Origin of the sequence: Stappia indica, assembly GCF_020177335.1 — a bacterium.
In the GTDB taxonomy this organism is placed as follows: domain Bacteria; phylum Pseudomonadota; class Alphaproteobacteria; order Rhizobiales; family Stappiaceae; genus Stappia; species Stappia indica_B.
In genome coordinates this window covers 535,739-557,573 of record NZ_JAIVMG010000003.1, presented here as the reverse complement: position 1 = coordinate 557,573, position 21,835 = coordinate 535,739, and the positions used below count along the sequence as shown (strand labels likewise).

19 protein-coding genes and 1 pseudogene are annotated in these 21,835 nt (G+C 60.6%); 14 read left to right on the top strand and 6 right to left on the bottom strand.

The features are described 5' to 3' along the window. Positions 1-75 precede the first annotated feature (75 nt). The 5 genes from LC062_RS06995 to LC062_RS06975 all read right to left on the bottom strand — a co-directional run bounded on the left by LC062_RS06995 (position 76) and on the right by LC062_RS06975 (position 4,829). On the bottom strand, positions 76-969 hold the full coding sequence (locus LC062_RS06995; RefSeq protein ID WP_224910305.1) for an ABC transporter permease: 894 nt from the start codon (positions 967-969) through the stop codon (positions 76-78). Then, positions 966-1,847: an ABC transporter permease gene (locus tag LC062_RS06990; RefSeq protein WP_224910304.1), complete on the bottom strand. Its 882-nt coding sequence runs from the start codon at positions 1,845-1,847 to the stop codon at positions 966-968. The genes LC062_RS06995 and LC062_RS06990 overlap by 4 nt, the downstream gene beginning before the upstream one ends. Continuing rightward, on the bottom strand, positions 1,840-2,886 hold the full coding sequence (locus LC062_RS06985) for an ABC transporter ATP-binding protein (protein ID WP_224910303.1): 1,047 nt from the start codon (positions 2,884-2,886) through the stop codon (positions 1,840-1,842). The genes LC062_RS06990 and LC062_RS06985 overlap by 8 nt, the downstream gene beginning before the upstream one ends. A 91-nt stretch (positions 2,887-2,977) precedes the next feature. Then, on the bottom strand, positions 2,978-4,102 hold the full coding sequence (locus LC062_RS06980) for an extracellular solute-binding protein (protein WP_224910302.1): 1,125 nt from the start codon (positions 4,100-4,102) through the stop codon (positions 2,978-2,980). A gap of 289 nt (positions 4,103-4,391) precedes the next feature. Next, positions 4,392-4,829, bottom strand: a complete 438-nt coding sequence (locus LC062_RS06975; protein WP_224910301.1) for a cupin domain-containing protein — start codon at positions 4,827-4,829, stop codon at positions 4,392-4,394. A gap of 104 nt (positions 4,830-4,933) precedes the next feature. Between LC062_RS06975 and LC062_RS06970 the strand changes: the two genes are divergently transcribed. The 7 genes and pseudogenes from LC062_RS06970 to LC062_RS06935 all read left to right on the top strand — a co-directional run bounded on the left by LC062_RS06970 (position 4,934) and on the right by LC062_RS06935 (position 12,856). After that, positions 4,934-5,833 carry a LysR family transcriptional regulator gene (locus LC062_RS06970; RefSeq protein WP_224910300.1) on the top strand — a complete coding sequence of 300 codons (900 nt, stop codon included), beginning with the start codon at positions 4,934-4,936 and terminating at the stop codon, positions 5,831-5,833. A gap of 89 nt (positions 5,834-5,922) precedes the next feature. Further along, entirely contained in the window at positions 5,923-6,957 is a 1,035-nt protein-coding gene (locus tag LC062_RS06965) for a TAXI family TRAP transporter solute-binding subunit (RefSeq protein WP_224910299.1), read from the top strand. Positions 6,958-6,960: 3 nt separating this feature from the next. After that, the gene (locus LC062_RS06960) at positions 6,961-9,069 is read left to right on the top strand and encodes a TRAP transporter permease (protein ID WP_224910298.1); all 2,109 of its coding nucleotides are present in this window, start codon (positions 6,961-6,963) and stop codon (positions 9,067-9,069) included. A 2-nt stretch (positions 9,070-9,071) separates the two neighbouring features. Then, positions 9,072-9,677, top strand: coding sequence for a 2-hydroxychromene-2-carboxylate isomerase (locus LC062_RS06955; RefSeq protein WP_224910297.1), 606 nt, complete (start codon positions 9,072-9,074; stop codon positions 9,675-9,677). A gap of 372 nt (positions 9,678-10,049) precedes the next feature. After that, a pseudogene (locus LC062_RS21645) lies at positions 10,050-10,810 on the top strand (IS5 family transposase); the annotation flags it as partial. 179 nt (positions 10,811-10,989) lie between these two features. Further along, complete coding sequence (locus LC062_RS06940) at positions 10,990-11,628, top strand: helix-turn-helix domain-containing protein (protein ID WP_224910296.1); 639 nt, start codon at positions 10,990-10,992, stop codon at positions 11,626-11,628. Then, positions 11,621-12,856, top strand: coding sequence for a type II toxin-antitoxin system HipA family toxin (locus LC062_RS06935; protein ID WP_224910295.1), 1,236 nt, complete (start codon positions 11,621-11,623; stop codon positions 12,854-12,856). Before LC062_RS06940 ends, LC062_RS06935 begins: the two co-directional genes overlap by 8 nt. Before the next feature lie 152 nt (positions 12,857-13,008). Here the strand turns inward: LC062_RS06935 and LC062_RS06930 are convergent, their stop codons facing one another. After that, a complete protein-coding gene (locus LC062_RS06930) occupies positions 13,009-13,935 on the bottom strand; it encodes a LysR family transcriptional regulator (RefSeq protein ID WP_224910294.1) in 927 nt (308 codons plus the stop codon). A gap of 191 nt (positions 13,936-14,126) precedes the next feature. Between LC062_RS06930 and LC062_RS06925 the strand changes: the two genes are divergently transcribed. The 7 genes from LC062_RS06925 to LC062_RS06895 all read left to right on the top strand — a co-directional run bounded on the left by LC062_RS06925 (position 14,127) and on the right by LC062_RS06895 (position 21,646). Beyond that, on the top strand, positions 14,127-14,921 hold the full coding sequence (locus LC062_RS06925) for a transporter substrate-binding domain-containing protein (protein ID WP_224910293.1): 795 nt from the start codon (positions 14,127-14,129) through the stop codon (positions 14,919-14,921). Positions 14,922-15,061: 140 nt separating this feature from the next. Further along, the gene (locus LC062_RS06920; RefSeq protein ID WP_224910292.1) at positions 15,062-15,787 is read left to right on the top strand and encodes an ABC transporter permease; all 726 of its coding nucleotides are present in this window, start codon (positions 15,062-15,064) and stop codon (positions 15,785-15,787) included. Further along, positions 15,780-16,454 carry an ABC transporter permease subunit gene (locus tag LC062_RS06915; protein ID WP_224910291.1) on the top strand — a complete coding sequence of 225 codons (675 nt, stop codon included), beginning with the start codon at positions 15,780-15,782 and terminating at the stop codon, positions 16,452-16,454. Before LC062_RS06920 ends, LC062_RS06915 begins: the two co-directional genes overlap by 8 nt. 38 nt (positions 16,455-16,492) lie before the next feature. Next, entirely contained in the window at positions 16,493-17,236 is a 744-nt protein-coding gene (locus LC062_RS06910) for an amino acid ABC transporter ATP-binding protein (protein ID WP_224910290.1), read from the top strand. Positions 17,237-17,294: 58 nt separating this feature from the next. After that, positions 17,295-18,785, top strand: a complete 1,491-nt coding sequence (locus tag LC062_RS06905; protein WP_224910289.1) for a M81 family metallopeptidase — start codon at positions 17,295-17,297, stop codon at positions 18,783-18,785. A 153-nt stretch (positions 18,786-18,938) separates the two neighbouring features. Beyond that, a complete protein-coding gene (locus LC062_RS06900) occupies positions 18,939-20,474 on the top strand; it encodes a type I restriction-modification system subunit M (protein ID WP_224910288.1) in 1,536 nt (511 codons plus the stop codon). Further along, entirely contained in the window at positions 20,471-21,646 is a 1,176-nt protein-coding gene (locus LC062_RS06895) for a restriction endonuclease subunit S (RefSeq protein ID WP_224910287.1), read from the top strand. Before LC062_RS06900 ends, LC062_RS06895 begins: the two co-directional genes overlap by 4 nt. The last annotated feature ends 189 nt before the right edge of the window (positions 21,647-21,835 follow it).

Below are 21,835 nucleotides of genomic sequence, written 5' to 3'. Positions count from 1 at the left end.
GTAACCTTTTGTTCTGGATAGGGAACTCCCTCCGGCGACGTCTGTCGCCAGAGGGAGACACACAAGCTGTGCCGGTCAGATGGCGGCGGATCGTACCGCGCGCCGGTAGCGGGCGATTTCCCACATGACCGCACCGATGATCGTGCCGACCATCATGACGAGACCAAGCGCGTTGATGACCGGCGTCAGCCCGGTGCGCACCTTGGTGGCGATGAAGATCGTCAGCGGCGTTTCCGTGCCGCGAACGAACAGCGTGGTATTGTAGTTCTCGAACGACTGCAGGAAGGCGATGCAGCAGGCGGCGAGCAAGGCGGGGCGCAGATAGGGCAGAAGAATGCGCCGGAACACCAGCAGGCGCGACGCCCCCAACCCAAGCGCGGCCTCTTCCATGGTGCGGTCGAACCGTTGCAACTGGGCAACGATCATCAGCATCACGAAGGAGATGATGAAGCTCGACTGGGCCAGGATCGTCAGGAAGTAGCCGCCATTGACCCCGACCTGCCGCCAGAAGAGCAGCGTCGAAATGCCGATCACGATGCCCGGGATCAGCATGGGCGAGACCATCAGCGCATAGACCACCCCGCGCGTGCGCCCATGCAGGCTGGTCAGCACCAGCGCCGCTGCCGTACCGACCGGCAGGGACAACCCGATGACGCCCGCGGCAATGATGCCCGAACTGATCAGCGCCTGGCCGATTTCCCCGTCATGGAACAGCGCCACGATCCATTTGATGGTGCTGCCCTGCCATGGCAGGATGGTCGGAAAGCTGCTGTCGTTGAAGGCCGCGGCGGCCAGGATCAGCAACGGCGACATCAAAAAGAGCACGAAGACGAGCAGATAGATCCGTCCAGCCAAGGGCTGGAGCCGGCCAAGCAGCACGCCCATGCCGGAATGGGACAGCCGGCGTGCCGGGATGATCGGCGGCAGGTCCGCGTCCAGAGTGGCGGTGGCGGTTGTGGTTTGCGTCATTTTACGGCACTCGCCAAATTGACCCGGAACAGCGCCAGAAGACCGAGGACGACCGCCAGGCACATGGCCATCAGCGCCACGCCATAGGCCGCGCCACGGTTCCAGTTTCCGATCTCGAAGAACCATTCATAGACGATCTGCGTGAACCACCGGCTGCCCGGCGCCCCCAGAAGCGCAGGCGCGACATAGCTGCCCGCCGCCATCATGAAGACAAAGACGCAACCGGTTGCGATGCCCACCTTGGCATGCGGCAGCACAACCCGGCGGTGAATGCGCCAGGCACTGGCCCCCAGATCGCGGGCGGCGTCGATCTGCGCCCGGTCAAGGGTCGAGATGGCGTTGTAGATCGGAAACAGCATGAACAGGAGATAGGCATAGGCCATCCCGGCCACGACACCGCCATCGCCATACCAGCGCACCGGCTCGTCCATCAGCCCCAGCCCGATCAGGATCGCGTTGAGCGGACCGCTGAAGGCCAGGATGATGTACCAGGCGAGCCCGCGCAGCACCTCGTTCATCAGGTAGGGGATCAACAGCAGGACCAGCATCACCGCCACCTGCCAGCGCCGCGCCACCTTCGCCAGCCAGAAGGCGATGGGGTAGCAGAGCAGAAGGGTTGCCAGCGTGACGAGCGCACTGGACCACACCGTCTTGAAGAAGATCCGGCCGTGGTTCACGTGGTTGATCAGATAGGCAAAGTTGTCGAGCACATAGACATCGAGCTCGCCCCCGCGCAAGGGGGGCGGCAGATGCGGCCGCAGCGACGCGTTGATCATGAAGACGCCCGGCACCAGCACCATGCCGGCCAGCCACAACAGGGCAAGCCCCAGGAAAATGCCGCCGAGCGGCTTGCCGAAACGGTCGAATATCTCAGTCATCGCTCAGCACAATCGCATCTTCCGCCGAGAACCCGGCCGTGAATGGTGCGCCTATGGCCGGAGCGTCGGACAACCCTTGCTGGGAAATCGTCAAGGACATCCGCTGCGGCGAACCCGTCCCTTGCAGAACCGCATAGGCCGTTGCGAAAGCGCCTTCGAAATCGAACCGCTCGATGGCCAGCTTCAGACGATTTTCGCCGATCTCCCGGGAGGGAGAGAGCGCCTCCGGCCGCACATAAAGCCGCGCCTTCGCACCCGGCTTGAGGCCCGGTCCAGCCCGGCCCGCGAACCGCCCCTGAGGGCCTTCCAGCACAGCCGTCCCGCCGGAGACTTCCGTGACCGTACCCATCAAGGCATTGTTTTCGCCAACAAATTGAGCCACGAACGACGTTGCCGGATGGCTGTACAGCTCTTGCGGCGAGCCGACCTGCTGGAGTTGGCCAGCATTCATCACCGCCACCCGGTCCGACATGGCCAGCGCCTCGGACTGGTCGTGGGTGATGTAGATGAAGGTGACGCCGGTCCGTTTTTGCAGATCGCGCAACTCGGCACGCATATGCTGGCGCAGCTTCAGATCGAGCGCCGAAAGCGGTTCGTCCAGCAACAGAACCTGCGGCTGGATCGCCAGGGCGCGAGCGATGGCCACGCGCTGGCGCTGACCGCCGGACAATTCACCCGGCATCCTGTTGCCGTAACCGGGCAACGCAATCAGCTCCAACAGGCGCTCCGCCTCGCGGCGACGTTCGGCCGTGCCGACACCGCGCGCCTCCAGACCGAAGGCGATGTTTTCCCAAACGCGCATGAAGGGAAACAGCGCCAGGGACTGAAAGATCATCGCGGTGGCGCGCATGTTGGACGGCACGCCCGCCATGTCCGTGCCGTTGATCAGCACCTGCCCGGCAGTGGGTTGCTGGAAGCCCGAAATCAGGCGCAGCAAGGTGGTCTTGCCGCAGCCGGACGGCCCGAGGATCGAGAAGAACTCCCCCTGGCGCACGTCCAGGGAGAGGCTCTTCACGGCCCGAGTGGCGCCGAAACGCATTTCGACGCCCCTCAGGCTCACGGCACTGGGCGGCTGACCGGGAGCGTCAGGCCTCTCGCCCATGACGCCCCCGGCTGTGACCGAAGGAAGATCAAGCACTGAGGAACCGGTCCTGATACTCGCCGCGCAGCTCGACGAACCAGTTCTCCTGAACCGGCCACCACCACAGATTGTCGATGGCATCGCCCGGATAGGCGGTCTGGAAGAAGGTCTTCATTTCCTGCGGCAGGAAGGCGTCGGCGCCCTTGGCGGTGGTGTTCACCTTGGCGTGGCTGGCGTACATCGCGCCGGCTTCCGGCGTCAGCATCCAGTTGATGAAGGCATAGGCCTGTTCGACATTTTCCGAGCCGACCGGGAGCGAGATGCCTTCCATCCAGGACAGAGCCCCTTCCCGCGGAGCGAGATAGGAAATCGGCTGCCCTTCTTCCTTGAGCCCGGCAGCAGTGGAATCCCACGTCTGGCCCAGAATGCAGCCGTTGGTGCGGAATGCGCCCTGTGCCTCGTTCTGGTTCGACCAGAACTGGGCGATGGTCTTCTTGCGGGCGATGGCTTCGGCCAGAATCACGTCATAGTTGGCGCGCATCGCGTCGGCATCCTTGAAGCTGTCAAGGAAGGGACGCGGCAGCTTGCCTTCCCGCTCCAGCCACAGCGCGATGCCGACCAGCGCCGAGTGACCGCGCACGGTGACCTTGCCGGCCAGTTCCGGCTGCCACAGATCCGCGTAGGAGGCCGTGCCGTATTCCAGCGACAGCTTTTCGGTGTTGAAGGTCAGGGCCTCGGTGCCCCAGTCGGTCGGCACCTGGTAGCGCTTGCCGTTCACCACGGCGCCCAGGGTCTCCGAGCTCTTGATCGCGCTGTCGATGCAGCGATCCCATTCCACGCGGCTTTCGTCGATGGGCTGGATCAGCATGTCCTCGACGTAGTTCGGCACGCGGTCGAGAGCCGGCCAGATCGCATCGAATCCCCCGCCCTGATTGACGCGCATCATGCTGAGGATTTCTTCGTTGGTGCCGTAGGGCGTGTAGGTCGTCTTGATGCCGGTCGCCTTTTCGAAGGCCTCAAGCATTTCCGGCGAGATATAGCCAGCCCATGCGGCGAGGCGGAGCTCTCCGGAGCTGGCGCGCGCCCAGGATCCACGGGCAACGAAGGGAGCTGCAAGCGCGACCGTAGCGGCTCCGCGCAGGATGGCCCGGCGGCTGTAAACTTGTGACGTCATGTTTTTTTCCGATTTGCACGTGGAGCCCCGATGGGGAGCTCGTCCGAGCCCCATCTATTCCGGCTATGTGAAAAACGGACTGCGTTTTCATGACGATTGAATGACCAGTCAGCAAAAACCCCAAGGATGCAGGGCACCCGCATGACCAAGGCGGGAGGGCAGAGCCGATGGCACAACCAGAAGTGCCCGGACGCCCCCTCCCCGGCCCTTCAGCCTGCCGGTCGCCAGCCAGCCCCTCGCAGCCCGGCGGCGGAGACCGCCGAGCTGCCAGATTTATCGGGACCGGTGATCAGCTCTCTTCGCGCAAGCCGAGCCCGCCGAGGTTCTGCAACAGCGGTGCATTCTCACAGGCCAGGTAGGTGGCCGGTTCGTTGTCATCGAGATTGAAATGCTGATGCCAAGCCCAGACGGGGATATAAAGGGCGTCCCCCTTTTCCCAGTCCACCCGGCGCCCCTCGATCTCCGTGTAGCCCTTGCCCTCCAGAACGAACAGCATCGTCTCATAGGTATGACGGTGCTTGTTGGACGCGCCGCCGGGAACGAGACCGCCAATGGTCATGCTCAAGGTGATGGACGGCAGGTCCACGAAGGACACCGGGTGCTTGCGTTCCTTCGAGTAGGCATCCTGCTTTTCCGACAGAACGCTCTTGTGAATCAGGCGCTCGGGCACCACCGGGACGATGGTCGGCGGGGTCTTGTCGAAATCCGCAGAGGAAAAATGGGTCATGCTGTGCTCCTTTTGACGGGCACAATCCATATCGGCACGGCTGCGGTTGACGAAGGCGCTCCGGGCAATACAGACTATAACCCCAACTTATCCAGGCAGGACCGATGCCGCCGCTCAACTATCACGCACTTCACTATTTCCTTATGGTCGCGTCGGAAGGAACCTTCACCGCCGCAGCCGAGCGCCTGGGCCTGTCCCAGCCCGCGCTGAGCCAGCAGATTGCCCAGTTGGAGCGCTCCCTGGGGCGTCCTCTCTTTCATCGTGGCGGTCGCCGCCTCTTGCTCACGCAGCTTGGCGAATACATGAAGGGGCGGCTCGAAACCCATTTTCATGCAATCGAGCTCGCATGGGCGGAGACACGTTTTGAGAGCAATCAGTTCCAGAGCCTGTCAATCGCGGCCGTGCATACACTTTTTTCCTATTTCCTGCCGGAGACCCTGGTGGGATACCGGTTGCGCAACCTGGGCGCACGCCTGGACGTAAAGGGAAGGAGCACGCTGGACGTTCTCAACCTCGTTCGTGTCCGAAACGTCGATTTTGGCTTGATTTACGGATCGGCGGCGGTGGATCAGGACCTGCATCTGGAAAACCTGTTTCTGGAGGAAATCGTCGCGGTCTATCAGCCCGGCACGGATGTGGCCGAGCAGTTGAAGGCGACCCGCACTCTGACCGAGGCGCATCAGATCATCGCCTTCCAGAAGGGATACGCCCTGCGTTCGCTGATCGACCGGGCAACGCAGAGCCGGCCGCTCGATATCGCCATGGAGGTCGACAATGTCAGCCTGATGCTGACCATGACGGGGGTGGGCGGCCTCGTCGCGCTGTTGCCGCGCGGGCTGGCCGAAGCGCGGGCGGCGGAATGCGCATTGGAGTGGGTGTCGCTGGACTGGCCGCGCATCACGCGCCAGGTCGTGCTGGTGCGGCGAAGCGACCAGCGGCTGGCTGCCCCGGCGCGTGCGCTCTGGGACGAGTTTCTGCAAAGCGCCCACCAATTCATAAGCTAGACTTATATGTAACATTGAGAAACGCGACTGCTCAGGACGCATCTCCTCCGATAGGGTGCCTCGCACACGAACAAGCGAGGGAGGAAGACATGCTGAGTTCGAGCAAGTTTGATCGACGGCAGTTTCTGGGTGCGAGCCTTGGTGCGGTGGCAAGCATTGCCGCCGGAACGCGCGTACTGGCGGCGACGGAGCACAACTACATTCTGTCGACCGCCTCCACCGGTGGTACGTTTTACCCGGTTGGCGTTGCGCTGGCCACGCTGACGCAAGTGAAGCTGCAGCCCTCGACCGGCATCAAGCTCAGCGTTATCAATTCAGCGGGATCGGGAGAAAACGTCCACCTGCTGGACAAGAACGAAGCGCAGTTCGCGATCATTCAGTCCCTCTATGGCTATTTCGCGCGCACGGGCACCGGCCCGATCAAGGCGCTTGGGCCTCAGTCCAATCTGCGCGCCGTGACGATGCTCTGGACCAATGTCGAACATCCGATCATTCGCAAGGAATTCGTGAAGTCGGGCACGATCAGCGATTTCGCGAATGTGCGCGGCAAGCGGGTCTCGTTGGGGCGGCAGAACTCGGGAACGCTCGGCTCCAACACCGTGATGCTGAAAAATCTGGGCTACCGGCCGGAGCAGGAGTTCGATCAGGTTCACATCGCCTATGGGGCGACGGTCGACGCATTCATGAACGGGCAGATCGATGGCGCGATCATTGGCGGCGGGGTTCCTGTCGGCAGCGTCACCCGGCTGATGGCATCCGCAAGCGATGCGGTCTCTCTTCTGGAATACACGCCCGAAGAAGCGAAAGCGGCGGATGGCGGGCTGGGCACCTGGGCGCCCTACACCATTCCCGCCGGCACGTATCCCGGCCAGGACACCCCGATCCGGACCATCGGCACGCCCAATCTGCTCGTTTGCAACGCCGATGTGCCGGACGAGCATGTCTACAACATCATCAAGGCGATCTACACGAACGCCGCGTTCCTCCAGTCGATCCACTCGGCAACCAAGGAAATGGATCTGCAGCGCGCACTCACCGGCGTGCCGCTGCCCGTTCATCCCGGTGCGGAGCAGTTCTTGCGCGAGGCGGGCGCGCCGGTTCCCGCGCTGAAGGCCGCGGACTAGACGATGGCCGATATCGAAGCTTGCGAGCGCGGCTCTACGCCGCGCTCCACTGATGCGCGTGGCCTTGCGCTTCTGGCAAAGGCCGTTCCGTCCCTGCTCTGCGCGGCGGTGTCGCTCGTTCATGTGGTGATGAACACGCTGCTGCTGGTGGAGCCGCTGTTGCTGGCCTGCGTGCATTTCGCCAGCCTGTGCGTGATTGCGCCCTTCGCGGTCGCCGCGCGCAGGGGCGGCCCCATCAGCGCGACGATCGCTCATATCTCCTGCTGGACGGTCGCGCTGGCGACCTTGGTCGTATGGGCCCGGCAGGATGATTTCTACGGTCGTGGCCTGCAGTTCGATACGCTGGAAATGGCCGCCGTTGTGATCGTCATTGTCGGCGCCATGGAGCTGACCCGGCGGACGGCCGGCATCGTCGTCTCCCTGATCATCGCCCTGTTCCTGAGCTACGCCCTTTTCTGGGGGCGCTACCTCGATGGCCCGCTTGGCTTTCCGGGGCTGAGCATCGAAACAGTGCTGTTCAGGAGTGTCTACACCGATGAGGGCATGTTCGGCAGCATCGCGGGTATCTCCGCCAGCTACGTGTTCATGTTCGTCCTGTTCGGCGCCTTCCTCGTGCAGTCCGGTGCCGGCGACTTCATCTTGGCGCTGTCCCGCAGGTTCTCGAAGAACTTCACCGGGGGTGCGGGGTTCGTGGCCGTCTTTGCCTCGGCGATGACCGGCACGGTCTCCGGCTCCGCCGTTGCCAACACGGTTTCCACCGGTGTCGTGACCATCCCGCTGATGAAGCGGAGCGGCTTCTCTCCCCAGTTCGCCGGAGCGGTCGAGGCGACCGCCTCGACCGGCGGACAGTTGATGCCCCCGGTGATGGGCGCCGGGGCGTTTCTGATCGCCTCCTATACCCAGATCCCCTATGCCTCGATCGTCGCGGTGAGCATCGTTCCGGCCCTGCTTTTCTTCGCCGCCGTCCTGGTGTTCGTGCGGATCGAAGCGGTACGTGCGGGCCTGAAGGCCAGCTTTGACGAGGATGAACAGCCCTTTGCCCGACTTCTCGTCAAGCAGGGTGCGTCCTTCATTCTGCCGATCGGCTTTCTGATTGTGATGATGGTGCTGGGGTTCACCCCCGTTTACGCGGCCGGCGCCGCGATTCTCGTCATCATCGCCTCCTCGTGGCTGACCGAGCGCAAGATGGGGTGGCGACAGATCCTGCGCGCCCTGGAAAGCGGCGCGCGCAATGCGGTCCTGACCGGGATCGTTCTGGTGTCGATCGGGCTGGTGGTGAACGTCATCTCCATGACCGGGGTCGGGACGACATTTTCCATGTTCATCCTGGAATGGTCGTCGGGCAGCCTTCTGCTGGCGCTCCTGCTGGTGGCGATTGCCTCGCTGGTCCTTGGGGTCGGTCTGCCGGTGACCGCCTCCTATGTGGTTCTGGCAACGCTCTGTGCCCCCGCCATCGCGCAAATCGCCTCCCTGGACCTGGTCAGCCAGATGCTGACTGGCAACGACCTGCCCGGCAATGCGCGCGCGCTGTTGATGCTGGCGGCACCGGGCACCGACTTCGCGGCCCTCAGCCCGGCGGAGGCGCGGGAGGTCACCGCCAATCTGCCGCCTGAGATCGTCTCGCAACTGGTTCCCGCGCTCCTCACCTCCCAGCAGCAGATCCTGTTCCTGCTGGCGGCTCATCTGGCGATTTTCTGGCTGAGCCAGGACAGCAACGTCACCCCTCCGGTGTGCCTGACCGCATTTGCCGGGGCCGCCATCGCCCTGGCCCCGCCCATGCGCACGGGGGTCATCGCCTGGAAGCTGGCAAAGGGCATCTACATCGTCCCGCTGCTGTTCTTCTTCACGCCGATCCTTTCAGGAACCCTTGCCGGGGCGGTTTGGGGCGGACTGGTGGGGCTGTTCGCCATCCTGGCTCTTGCGATCTCGCTTGAAGGTTTCTTCGAGCGGCCGGTCCCGCTGCTCATGCGGATTTCCGCCGGAGCGCTCGGTATCGCGCTGATGCTTCTGGAGGACCCGGCCGTTCGGCTCGGTGCGATGGCGTTGCTTGCGGTTTCCGTGTGCTGGCTGATCGTGGCGTCCCGGCGCGAACTCCGTCCGATTGAGGGGTGAACATGAGCACCATCGACTATTACTTCTGGCTCTCGTCCGACTGGTCGTTCCTGGGGCATGAGCGACTGCACCGGCTCGCCGCCTATCATGGTGCCTCGATCCGGTACCTGCCGGTTCGCCATCGCGAGTTGTTCGCCGCGACCGGCGGTCAGTTGCTCGGCGACAGGTCCTCCCAGCGGCAGGCCTATCGCGAGGCCGAGCTGCGGCGATGGTGCGACCGGCTGGCCTTTCCGCTCAACATGTCGCCGCGCCACTTCCCCGTGGACAATGAAGCGGCCTTGCGGGTCGTGACCGGCGCTGCCCTGAACGGTTTTGTCGCCACCGGCAAGCTGATCGAGGCCTATATGCGAGCCGTCTGGCAGGAAGAGCGCAACATCGCCGACAATGACGTTGTCATCGAAATCGCTTCGGAGGCAGGCTTGCGTCCGGATCAGGCGCTGCGTTTTCTCTCCGATCCCACGGTGATCGAGGAGCTCAGCAAAAACGTGCGTTCCGCTGAACGGCACGGGGTCTTCGGCGCCCCGAGCTACGTGGTGAATGACACCGTCTTCTGGGGGCAGGACCGGCTCGATTTCCTTGCCGAACACCTGCTGCGCCTGCGCGGCTAACACTTTTTCGACGAAACGGGTCACCAAGACCGGGAATTTGCGCGCGCCCTCCTCCGGCGCGCGCAGAAGCTTCTGAGGAACGCCCAGATGAAGGACGACGTCGCCGCGCAGGAGGGTTGCTCCACAGGCGGCGTCATGGGCATGCCTGGCGCAGATCGTCGAAACGGGTTCGTTCCAAGAATGCGAGCACAGCCCTGAGCCGGGCCAGCCGCTTCGAGAACGCGCGCATGCTTGGCTCCCTATACCGAGGTTCGGCGAACCTCGCGGAATTCCGCAAAAATCATCTATGCCCTTTTGACAAAGTGGTTTCCCAAATCAGCAGAGCGGTGATTCAAGACTGTCTTTTGGGAGGCAGTCTCGGCACGTGGTGATCTGACAGACGCAGCAGGGGAATTGATCGAAGCGCGTCTTCCCTCAGAGCGAGGGCGAAAGTCGCGCCCGGCGCAGGATAATCGGCGTTCTCTCACCGGCATGCTGCGTGTGTTGCGGGTGGGGTGCCCGCGGCGCGATATGCATGAATGCTATGGAAAACGGAACTCGGTCTATGTCCGCGTTCGCCGGTGGGCGGGACAAGGCATCTGGGACGGCTTGCTGGAAACACCGGTGGAGCTTCGGCCCACCGATGACTGGCAACACATGATCGACCGCACTGCAGTCCGGGGCCATTCTCAGGCCGCAGGCGCAAAAGGGCGGACTCGTAAGAAGGCTTTTGGTCGATCACGCGGCGGCTCTACGAGCAAGATCCACGCCCGTCAGATGGTCAGGGGCGCCCTCTTGGCTTTGTCCTGACAGGTGGCGAAGCATCAGGCTACAACGCCTTCAAACCCCTGCCGGAGATGCCGGTTGGCAGACCGCGCCTGATGCTGGCCGACAAGGGATATGGCGGCGACACCGTGCGTCAAAGCCTGCGGCTGGCGGGCATCAGCCCGGTCCTTCCGCCGAAGGCAAACCGCAGGGAACCCATACGTTGCGACTTCCGAGCCTGTAAGGACAGAACCCGGATCGAGCGCATGTTCAACAAAGTCAAACAGTTCCGCAGGACCGCCACCCGCTACGACAAGACCAAAGCGTCCTTCGCCGCGTTCCCAAATTTGGCTGCTGCGTGCATATGGATGCGAGACTTTGTCATCAGAGCCTGGTCGCGATTGGCGCCGCGAGATATCTGTTGTTTCTATTGGAGCCCCCGAAATATATACCTAAGCATATATCTGACATAAATTATATGTCCTGCTATATGAAAATGATACAAACCTCTTGAATTATAAATATGCCCACGCATATAATTATGAAAAATTATATGCGAGAATATATTATGAATCAGAATCGCGAGATCATTGAGGCAATCAAGAATGCCCGCAAAGCCAAAGGGCTAAGCCAAACCAGTTTTGGTGACCTTATTGGCCTGCCGCAAAGTCATCTCTCCAAAATCGAAAAGGGCAGTGTGGATATCAAACTCTCCAGTTTGATCCAGATCGCTCGTGCACTTGATCTGGAAGTTAAACTGGTGCCCAAAAAAGCTCTGCCAGCAGTTGAGAGTATTGTTGCAGGGTTTCCACGAGACCGCACAGCGCCTGCTTTAAGTGTCATTCGCGGTGCGCAGAAGGCACTCGATCACATCCGACACGCCGCCCACATTCCCAACAACCATGTCGATGTGTTTGAGCAAATTGATCGTGCTCTAAAGGGGGTACAAGCCCTCAACTACGATACGGACGCCTATGTCCGTCTGGAAAAGGCTGTTTCTCCCATCCTGCATATAAATATTCCAGCCGAACTTCCGAACCTCATCGAAGGCCTCAATGACAATTCTTCCGAGACAGCCAAACTGGTCAGAAGGCTGGCGCGCGTTGCAAAAAACTTACGAGAACTTCGCAATAGCTTAGTTCACCGCCACGAACAGGCCGACTTGTTAGAACGTCCGGCCTACTCGTTGGAGGATGACGATGACTGATGTATCCGCACTTAACATCCTTCTTCATGGCAACAAGATCGGTACGCTCAACCTGCTGCCGGGAGACCGCTCGATCTTTTCATTCAACGAGGCCTATATCGCGGGTAAGAACCGCGACACGCTGAGCTTGTCTTTTAAAAACCCCCTTGGAGAGTTGCTGACCAAGTTTGAATCGACCGGCCCAAACCTTCTTCCATTCTTCTCAAACCTGCTGCCGGAAGGCACCCTCCGGAACTATCTGGCTGAGCAGGCAGGCGTGAAGCCTGTCAGAGAACTCTATCTCCTGTGGGCACTCGGTCAGGACTTACCTGGTGCGGTCACCGTGGTGCCTGATGACGGCGAGGGACTGCCAGATGATGGCGACGAGACAACTGCCAAGGAGAAAGAAGCGCGCAAAGAACAGGCCCTTCGCTTCTCTCTTGCTGGCGTTCAGTTGAAGTTTTCGGCTCTGCGCAATGCAGGCAAGAATGGTGGTTTGACAATACCCGCTAAAGGGATCGGCGGGGAGTGGATCGTGAAGCTCCCCACAGACAGGTTCGAAGGCGTTCCGGAGAACGAATTCTCCTTCATGACCATCGCACAGCAGATCGGGATTGATGTTCCTGAAATCGAGTTAGTTGATCTCAAAAGCATCGATGGTCTGCCGGATGGACTTGGGAGATTACTGGGCGAAAAAGCTTTCGCTATCAAACGCTTCGACCGAAGCGACGATGGCCCTATGCATATCGAGGACTTCGCACAGGTTTTCGGGCGCTATCCGCATCAGAAATACGAGAAAGCGAGTTATGGAAACATCGCAACCGTGCTGGGTATTGAAACTACCCAAAACGATATCGCGGAATTTATCCGACGCTTGGTGTATTCGACGCTTATTGGCAATGACGATATGCACCTGAAAAATTGGTCATTGATCTACTATGATCGGAAAACACCGAGTATCGCACCAGCCTATGATTTACTTGCGACGATCCCATATCTCCCAAGCAAAACAGCGGCCTTAAAATATGCCAGCACAAACGTGATGGCAGAACTCACGCTGAATGAGCTTGCCGTATTGGCATCTAAAGCCAAGCTGCCTGAAAAACTGGTATTGGACACAGCCAAAGAAACGGTTGCTGCGTTTCAGGAGGTTTGGGCGAATGAGAAAACAAACCTGGCTTTGAGCGAAGACGTCATCAAGGCCGTGGATGCCCATCTTGCGACGTTGCTCCTTCCTTTAGAGTGTTGAGAATTTTGGTATTGATTTGGTGGCGTGCCCCCGCCTCCCTTGAGGACAAAATGCTGGTTCAGCACCGGTTTCAGCGCAATATAGGCCTTCCGATGTTTGCCCAGGTAGACGGCGCCCCTCCCGAGCGCGCCTCGATCGGTGGCTGTCAACGATCAGGTGCTTCCGCTGCGCATCTGAATCTCGGAAATTTCGTCCATCAGCCACTTTCTGAACACGTCCACATATGATGTGGCGGCGATAATGTCTTCAGCACACACGAACTTGTAGGAAAGTGGCGGCCGGATATAGCTTTCGGAAATCACGAAGATCCGGCCGGCCTTCACGTCCTGGTCGATCAGGGAACGATCCGCAAGCGCGATCCCCTGACCGGAGCGGACGACCTCGATGATCGTGTGCTGATCGTCGAAAACGAGATTGGGGTGATTGCCGCCGGTCTCGATATTCTCCTGGCCGAGCCAGGTCTCCCAGTCCTTCAGGTCGCGATAGTTCAGACGGGTGATATCCGGGCGGCTCAGCAATTCCATCGGGTTCTCGACGCTTTTGATGAGATCTCCGCCGCAGACGGGCACCAGCTGTTCCCGCAGCAATTCGAACGAATGCGTGCCGGCAGGCGCTTCCTCGCAATATTCTATGAAAACGTCATTGGGTCCGGGCGAGGATGCGCTGGACCTGACGTTGTTCAGATGCAGCTGCAGTCCCGGGTTTTCATTCATGAAATCCGAAATGCGCGGAGCAATCACTTTCAGGGCGAAGAATGGCCCCGCACTGACGCTGAGGGTCTTCGTGTCGCGGGTCTTTCGGATGAGGGACAAAGTTTCACTGATCTCGTCGAGGGCGCGTTTGCAGGTTTCTTTCAGAAGCATTCCCTGAGGCGTAAGGGAGATTCCCTTGCTGCCGCGAACGAAGACGCGAACACCGAGATTTTCTTCAAGCAGCTTGATCTGATGGCTGACGGCTCCCTGACTCACGGATAGCTCGTCCGCCGCCCTGGTGAAGCTCAGATGATGGGCGGCCGCTTCAAAGACTCGTATGGCCTTCAGGCTCGGGATCCGTTTCCGCTCGGATCTGGCGCGCGCCACCTCATTAGATTTCCTCATGCCTTGGAATAATTCTTTTGCATTGTTTGATCAAGCGACGCAGGGATATTTTCAAAAAAAACACGATGATCCGACCGGTTGATGGAAAAAAAATAATATCCGGAGCGGAAATAGGGAACAAGTCACGTCGATGAGGCAGCTTGCTCAGACAGCTGCGGTGGAGGAATCCAAATATGAAGTCACTCTTTAAAATCTCGGCACTCACGGTTGCGATGACGCTATCGGGGCTGGCATCGGCAACGGCCGAGACGCTCAGGGTGGGCACCGAAGGCGCCTATGCTCCGTTCAACTCTGTTTCCCAAGATGGTGCGATCGAAGGTTTCGACGTGGATATCGGCAATGCCATCTGCGCGGTGATGGAGGTCGAGTGCGAATGGAGCGTCCATGACTGGGGCGGCATCATTCCGGCTTTGAACGCCAACAAGTTCGACTTCATGGTCGCTTCGATGGCCATCACGCCCGCACGCCAGAAAGCGGTGATTTTCACCGATCCCTATTACTACAACGCCATGCGTTTCGTGAAGCTCAAGGACGTCGATCTCGACGACGCAAAGCCCGAGACGCTCAAGGGCCTGACCATCGGCGCGCAGCAGGGCGCGGTGTCGGCAAAGGTGCTGGACGACTGGTTCGCGGACAGCGACATCAAGCTCTTCCCCAAGCTCGGCGAAGCGCTGATGGATCTGGAAAGCGGCCGTATCGATCTGGTTCTGGCGAGCCAGTTCGCCATCGGCGACTGGATGAACGACGGCGTGGACTGCTGTGAATTCGTCGGAGAAAGCTTCCTGATGGACGGCACTGTCGGCGCCGGCATCGCCTTCCGCAAGGACGATGCCGAGTTGCAGGCCCGGGTCAACAAGGCGCTGAAGACGATCATGGACAACGGCACCTATGACGAGATCCGCAAGAAGTACTTCGAGTTCGACATCATGAGCAAGCCGGGCTACGTGAGCGAACTGTTCAACCAGTAATCCGCATGCGCCCGCGCCCCCCGCGGCGCAGGTCATCCCGGGCAGGCCGGACGCCTTGACGCAAAGGCCCGGCCTGCCGGTTTCCCCTCAGCACAGCGGGTATCGCGCCCCCCCCCCGGCGCGGCCCGACAGAGGACGACATGACCTGGTTGAACTCTCTTTCCTATGGCAGCGGCGGCTGGGGCGATGAACTGCTGCATGGTCTGGGCGTCACGCTCGGCCTTGCCATCGCCACCTTTCCCTTCGCCATCGTCCTGTCGTTTCTCATCCACTGGGCCAAGGTGTCGCGCTACACGCCGGTCAGACTGTTCGGACGTGCCTATACGACCGTCTTCAAGAGTCTGCCGGAAATCCTGACGCTTCTGATCCTCTACTACCAGTCGCAAGCCATCGTTTCCTGGGTTGTCGAGACCGTGGCGCCCGGCTCCCACCTGTCCATCAGCCCGTTCGTGGCCGGCATGATGGCGCTCGCCTTCGTGATCAGCGCCTATGGCAGCGAAGTGGTGCGCGCTGCGCTGAACGCGGTTGGCAAGGGACAATTCGAGGCGGCCGCCTCTCTCGGTCTCTCTCCGTTCAACGCCTTCTTCAAGGTCATCCTGCCGCAGGTCTGGCGCCATGCCATTCCCGGGTTCGGCAATCTCTGGGTCATCCTGCTCAAGGACACCTCCCTGGTGTCGGTCATCACCTTGTTCGAACTGACCCATGTGGCAACCTTGGCAATCAACACCACCCGCCAGCCGTTCCTGTTCTTCGGCCTGATCGCGGTGATCTATGTCTTGCTGGTGACCCTCTCGACCAGGGCCCAGAAACAGATCGAGAAGCGCGTCTCCAGAGGCTTTATCCGCGAGGAGAATGGCGATGTTTGAGCTCTATTTCGGAGAGATGTCGCGCTGGAACGACGGCCTGATCCTCACGGCGGTCATGAGCACCCTGTCGGTCGTGATCGGCTTCTTCGTGGCCCTGCCGATCGCTCTTGCCCGGTCGAAATCGAAGGGCATCCTGGGCTTTCTGGCGCTTGGATACGTGAACATCTTCCGCGGCGTTCCGCTTCTGGTGCTGATGTTCCTGATCTACTACGGCTCCGGACAGTTCAGCCGGGAGCTTCGCGGGCTCGGTCTGTGGTGGTTCTTCCGCGATGCCTATTACTGCGGCCTTCTCGCGCTTGTGCTGAACACAGCCGCTTACCAGGCGGAAATCATCCGGGGCAGTCTCGACACCATCTCGGCCTCGGTCCTGGAAACCAATGCGGCACTGAACCTTACCCCCTGGACGAGCTTTCGCCGGGTTCTGCTGCCGATCGCTTTCGCCAAGGCGCTGCCGCCGCTCGGCAACGAATACATCCTCATGGTCAAGGCGACCTCGCTGCTGGCGATCATCACGGTCTTCGACCTGATGGGACAGGCGCGAATGATCTTCTCCGAGACCTTCGATCTGCGCGTCTACTACATCGCGGCCGCGCATTACCTGGTCCTTGTTCTGCTCATCGAATGGGCCCTGCGCCGGTTCGAAGCCAGAATCAAATGGATGGCCTGACGCGCCTGATCCCGGGTCAATCAACAAGGAGATCGGACATGCTTGCCGATACCGCCATCAAGTTCGCGAACATGAACAAGTACTTCGGTGCGTTCCATGTTCTGAAGGACATAAATCTGGACGTTGCCAAGGGCGAACGCATCGTGGTCTGCGGTCCTTCAGGATCGGGCAAGTCGACGCTCATTCGCTGTGTCAACGCGCTGGAGAAATACCAGTCCGGCCATCTTTATGTGGACGGGATCGAGCTCGATGAAACAACCAGCACGATCCGAAAGGTGCGAAATCACGTCGGCATGTGCTTTCAGCATTTCAACCTGTTCCCGCATCTGACGGCGTTGGAAAATTGCACCCTGTCGCCGATCTGTACCCACAAGATCCCGAAGGCCGACGCGGAAAAGCAGGCCATGGACTATCTGGCCAAGGTGCGCATGGAGGGCTTTGCGCACAAGTACCCGTCCCAATTGTCGGGCGGACAGCAGCAGCGCGTGGCGATCGCCCGTTCGCTGTGCATGGAGCCGGACATCATGCTGTTCGACGAACCGACCTCCGCCCTTGATCCGGAAAGCATTTCCGAGGTCCTGGATGTGATGGTCGATCTGGCCGGCGGCGGCATGACCATGATGTGCGTCACCCACGAAATGGGCTTTGCCCGCAAGGTCGCGGACCGGGTGGTGTTCATGGATGCAGGCGAGATCGTCGAGGTCAACGACCCCGAAGGCTTCTTCGCCAATCCGCAGGAAGAACGTTCAGCCAAGTTTCTGAAACAGATCATCAATCACTGATCGCATCGACCGCCCCGGCATTTCAGGGGCCATTCTCAAGCAAAACGAGAGGTAGGGCATGCGTTTCCGCGTGGCCGTTATCGGCTTCATTCACGAGAGCAACACATTCACTTCGCTGTCGACCGAAATGAAGGATTTCCGCTCCACCCAATATTTCCTGGGGCAGGATGTTCTTGCGGAATTCAGGGGCACGGGGTCCGAGATCGGCGGCTGTATCGATGTCGCAGAGGAAAAGGGATGGTCGCCCGACTATATCCTTGGCGCCCACGCCCAGCCCGGCGGGCCGGTTTCGGAAGCGGCCCGCACCGAAATCACAGATGAATGCATCCGGCGGCTCAAGGACGGCGGTCCCTATGACGGCGTCTTCGTCGCGTTGCATGGCGCCATGGTGACCGAGACCGATCAGGACGGCGAAAGCCAGTTCCTCCGGGAAATCCGCGCGGTCGTGGGGAACGACGTTCCCGTCGCGATCACGCTCGACCTGCATGCCAATGTCTTCGATGAGTTGTCGGACCTGGCCCAGATTGCAGTGTCCTTCCGCACCTATCCGCATGTCGACCTGCGCGAGGTTGGCCAGGAGGCCAGCGAACGCCTGCATGAGGCCATGGCCGGGCGCAGCGCACCGAAGACCGTGGTTCACCGCCCGCCGGTCCTGCTGGGGTGCGATGACGGCCGGACCTCCGATGACGGGCCAATGTGCCGCCTGCTGGAAAGCGCGGCGCGCGAGATGGAAGCGCCCGGCATCTTGAACGTGGCGATCAATGCCGGCTTTCCCGACGCCGATGTCTGGGCGTCTGGCCCCAGCGTTCTGGTGACCTACGACGAACAGACCACGGACCGCGCGGCCGCCGATGCGGTGGCACGGCGGATCTGCGGTGAAATCTGGGACCGCCGCGACACCTGGAACGGCCCCGTCCCGCTCGACGAGTGCATGCGCAGACTGAAATCCGCAAGGACCGGCAATGGCCCCGTCGTCATCGCCGATTACGCGGACAATCCGGGGGGCGGTGCGCACAGCGACTGCACGGCGCTGATATCGGCGCTTCTCGACGCCGGTGTCGAGAACGCGGCCGCGGGCGCGCTGCTGGACCCAGAGGCGGCCGAGCTGCTGGCGGGACGCGGCGTCGGTGCCGAAGTCACCCTTGCCATCGGCGGAAAGACCGACCCGACGGTGGGCGGCGGACCGATCGAGGTGACCGGCACGGTCATGGCGGTCAGCGACGGTCACTTCCACTTTGAAGGACCGATGTTCACCGGCCTGCCCGCTTCGACCGGAACCAGTGTGTGCCTGCGCGTCGGCGGCCTCGACATCATGATCGTCTCCGAACGGATGCAGGTCTACGACCAGAACATCCTGCGCGTGGTCGGGATCGAACCGTCCGAGAAATCGATCCTCGCCGTGAAGTCCATGAACCACTTCAAGGGCGCCTTCCGGCCCATTGCCTCCGAAATCATCGTGACCGACGCGGGGGGACTGTGTTCGCCCGATCTGTCCCGGCGCACCTATACCCGGCTCCGTCGCCCTGTCTTTCCCCTCGACGCACTGTGAGCCTTGCCATGCGAAGACAATGCGTTTCTGCGACTGATGGCGCGGCGGTTTCGGACCGCTAAAGCACTGCGATCACGGTGGCCTCTTCCACCGTGCACCGCTCCCCCATAAGGTGCGCCGCAAACGCATCGACACAACGGGGATTCGACGGTCGTGCTCACAGGCGAACTCAGGAACAGGATCGACTCGGTCTGGACTTCCTTCTGGACCGGCGGCATCGCCAACCCGCTGGAGGTGATCGAGCAGATCACCTACCTGCTGTTCATGCGCGGCCTCGACGACATCCACACGCGGGAGGAGCGCAAGGCGAACCGCTTCGGCAAGCCCATGGAGCGGGTGATCTTCCCTGAAGGCGACGATCCGCGTGGCCGGCCGTACAGCGACCTCCGGTGGTCCGTCTTCAAGGACAAGGCGCCGGCGGAGATGTTCGAGATCGTCGCCGAGCACGTGTTCCCCTTCCTGCGCGACATGGCCGAGGACGGCAGCGCCCACGCGGAGCACATGAAGGGCGCGCGCTTCACCATTCCGACGCCCGCGCTGCTCGCCAAGGTGGTCGACCTTCTCGCCGAAATTCCGCTCGATGATCGCGACACCAAGGGCGATCTCTACGAATACATGCTGTCGAAGATCGCCTCGGCCGGCCAGAACGGCCAGTTCCGCACGCCGCGCCACATCATCCAGTTGATGGTGGAACTGGTCGAGCCGACGCCGAAGGATGTCATTTGCGATCCGGCCGCCGGAACCGCCGGCTTTCTGGTCGCCGCCGGCGAGTACCTGCGCGCGCATCACGGCGAGATCTTCCGCGATGAGGCGCTGCGCCGCCATTTCCACCAGGGCATGTTCCACGGCTACGATTTCGACAGCACCATGCTGCGCATCGGCTCGATGAACATGCAGCTGCACGGCATTGAGGGCGGCGACATCCGCTACAAGGATTCGCTGGCCGAGGACCACACCGGCGATGCCGACGCCTATTCCCTCATCCTCGCCAATCCGCCGTTTGCCGGCGCGCTCGACTACGAGACGACGGCCAAGGACCTGCAGAAGATCGTCAAGACCAAGAAGACCGAGCTTCTGTTCATGGCGCTGTTTCTGAAGCTCCTGAAGCCCGGCGGGCGGGCGGCGGTGATCGTGCCGGACGGGGTGCTGTTCGGCTCCTCCAAGGCGCACAAGACGATCCGCAAGATGCTGGTGGAGGATCACAAGCTGGATGCCATCGTCAAGCTGCCGTCCGGTGTGTTCCGGCCCTATGCCGGCGTATCGACGGCGATCGTGCTCTTCACCAGGACCGATTCCGGCGGCACGGATCACGTCTGGTTCTACGATGTGCAGGCCGATGGCCTCAGCCTCGACGACAAGCGCCAGACGCTCCTTTCCGAGGACAAGCTCGGCCCGGTGCCGGAAAGCGACTTGAGCGAGGAGGAGCACGCGAAGAACAACCTGCCCGACGTTTTGATGCGCTGGGCGGAGCGCGGCGGCGCCGAGCGGGACCGGCCGCGCACCGCGCAAAGCTTCTGCGTACCGAAGGCGGATATCGCCGCCGCCGGCTATGACCTCTCCATCAACCGCTACAAGGAAGTGGAGCATGAGGCGGTCGAGCACCGCCCGCCGCAGGAGATCATCGCCGAGCTGAAGGCGCTGGAAGCGGAGATCGTCGCCGGGCTCGATGAGCTGGAGGCGATGCTGTGAGTGTTCGCACTGCTAGGCTGGGAGATATTGCAGACGATTTAAGAAGCGGATTTGCATGCGGGATAGACGACCCGAATGGCACCATCCAATTTAGGATGAATAATATTGAGCGAGACGGAACGCTAAACTGGACAAAGATCCGCCGAGTTCCGATGAAAAAGGTCAAGGAAGAACTCACGCTCAAGTCCGGAGATATTCTTTTAAACGTTACAAATAGCCCTGACCTCGTCGGAAAAACCGCTCTCTTTAAAGGAGCGGATGAAGCAATGACGTTCAGCAACCACTTCCTTCGGCTACGAACGAGAGTCGATTGGGCTGAGCCTGCTTACGTGGCACGCTGGCTTCGGCGGCAATTTGAGCTTGGCTGCTTCAAGGCAATGTGCCGAAGCTGGGTCAATCAAGCGTCGGTCACGCGAGACCAGATCTCCAATCTCGAAATCCCCCTCCCGCCGCTCGACGAGCAGCGGCGGATCGCGGCGATCCTCGATAAGGCCGACAGCCTGCGACAGAAGCGCAAGCAAGCCATCGCCCTGCTCGACAGCCTCACCCAGTCGATCTTTCTGGAGATGTTCGGGGATCAGAAACACAAAACGAGGAAGCTCAGCGCACTCGTAGAACTCATCAACGGCGATCGGTCGTCGAAGTATCCTAGCGGCGATGACATTCAGACTTCTGGAATTCCGTTTCTAAGCACAAAGAATATTCGAAATTCAAAGCTCGACCTCGAGAAATGCGACTTCATAACCAAAGCTAAGTTTGAATCTCTTTCACGAGGCAAGCTCAAGCGGGGAGATATCATCATCACGTTGCGGGGAACGCTCGGGAGCGCTGCGATTTTTGACACATGTTTTGAAACTGGTTTCATCAACGCGCAGATGATGATCATCCGAGTCGGTAACGAAATAACTCCAAGATATCTTCTCGACTACATCACAAATCAGAAAACGCGAAAAGAATTGCTACGAACACAATCAGGATCAGCCGTCAGGCAACTGACTGCAAGGCAAGTTGGAGAACTCGAAATCCCAGTCCCCACGCGATCAGATCAACAGCGGTACACAGACAATGTCGATGCGATCAGGGCATATGGTACGAAGTTATTGCGACAACTAGCTATTTTTGAAGAATTCTTCACCTCCCTCCAGCACCGCGCGTTCACCGGGGAGCTCTGAATAACCGGCGGGACCTGAACGCGCGCGCTGCCGGCTCCCAGGCTCAGGCGCGGCTTCCGGCGTCAGAGCCACGCGACAGCAAACGAAACGCCAGCGCGTTTCGCGACGAGCGGCGCACGACACCGTCGAACACCCCTTTCCTCTTGTCCTGATTGCAATCCAGCCGCTAGTCTGAAGGCGACTGCCCGC

Excerpts from the sequence above, each read along its gene's own strand:
- LC062_RS06910 (WP_224910290.1), top strand. The coding sequence starts at position 16,493 with ATGCTTGCCGATACCGCCATCAAGTTCGCGAACATGAACAAGTACTTC.
- LC062_RS06985 (WP_224910303.1), bottom strand. The coding sequence starts at position 2,886 with ATGCGTTTCGGCGCCACTCGGGCCGTGAAGAGCCTCTCCCTGGACGTG.
- LC062_RS06915 (WP_224910291.1), top strand. The coding sequence starts at position 15,780 with ATGTTTGAGCTCTATTTCGGAGAGATGTCGCGCTGGAACGACGGCCTG.
- LC062_RS06990 (WP_224910304.1), bottom strand. The coding sequence starts at position 1,847 with ATGACTGAGATATTCGACCGTTTCGGCAAGCCGCTCGGCGGCATTTTC.
- LC062_RS06970 (WP_224910300.1), top strand. The coding sequence starts at position 4,934 with ATGCCGCCGCTCAACTATCACGCACTTCACTATTTCCTTATGGTCGCG.
- LC062_RS06965 (WP_224910299.1), top strand. The coding sequence starts at position 5,923 with ATGCTGAGTTCGAGCAAGTTTGATCGACGGCAGTTTCTGGGTGCGAGC.
- LC062_RS06975 (WP_224910301.1), bottom strand. The coding sequence starts at position 4,829 with ATGACCCATTTTTCCTCTGCGGATTTCGACAAGACCCCGCCGACCATC.
- LC062_RS06980 (WP_224910302.1), bottom strand. The coding sequence starts at position 4,102 with ATGACGTCACAAGTTTACAGCCGCCGGGCCATCCTGCGCGGAGCCGCT.
- LC062_RS06960 (WP_224910298.1), top strand. The coding sequence starts at position 6,961 with ATGGCCGATATCGAAGCTTGCGAGCGCGGCTCTACGCCGCGCTCCACT.
- LC062_RS06935 (WP_224910295.1), top strand. The coding sequence starts at position 11,621 with ATGACTGATGTATCCGCACTTAACATCCTTCTTCATGGCAACAAGATC.
- LC062_RS06920 (WP_224910292.1), top strand. The coding sequence starts at position 15,062 with ATGACCTGGTTGAACTCTCTTTCCTATGGCAGCGGCGGCTGGGGCGAT.
- LC062_RS06925 (WP_224910293.1), top strand. The coding sequence starts at position 14,127 with ATGAAGTCACTCTTTAAAATCTCGGCACTCACGGTTGCGATGACGCTA.
- LC062_RS06940 (WP_224910296.1), top strand. The coding sequence starts at position 10,990 with ATGAATCAGAATCGCGAGATCATTGAGGCAATCAAGAATGCCCGCAAA.
- LC062_RS06955 (WP_224910297.1), top strand. The coding sequence starts at position 9,072 with ATGAGCACCATCGACTATTACTTCTGGCTCTCGTCCGACTGGTCGTTC.
- LC062_RS06995 (WP_224910305.1), bottom strand. The coding sequence starts at position 969 with ATGACGCAAACCACAACCGCCACCGCCACTCTGGACGCGGACCTGCCG.
- LC062_RS06905 (WP_224910289.1), top strand. The coding sequence starts at position 17,295 with ATGCGTTTCCGCGTGGCCGTTATCGGCTTCATTCACGAGAGCAACACA.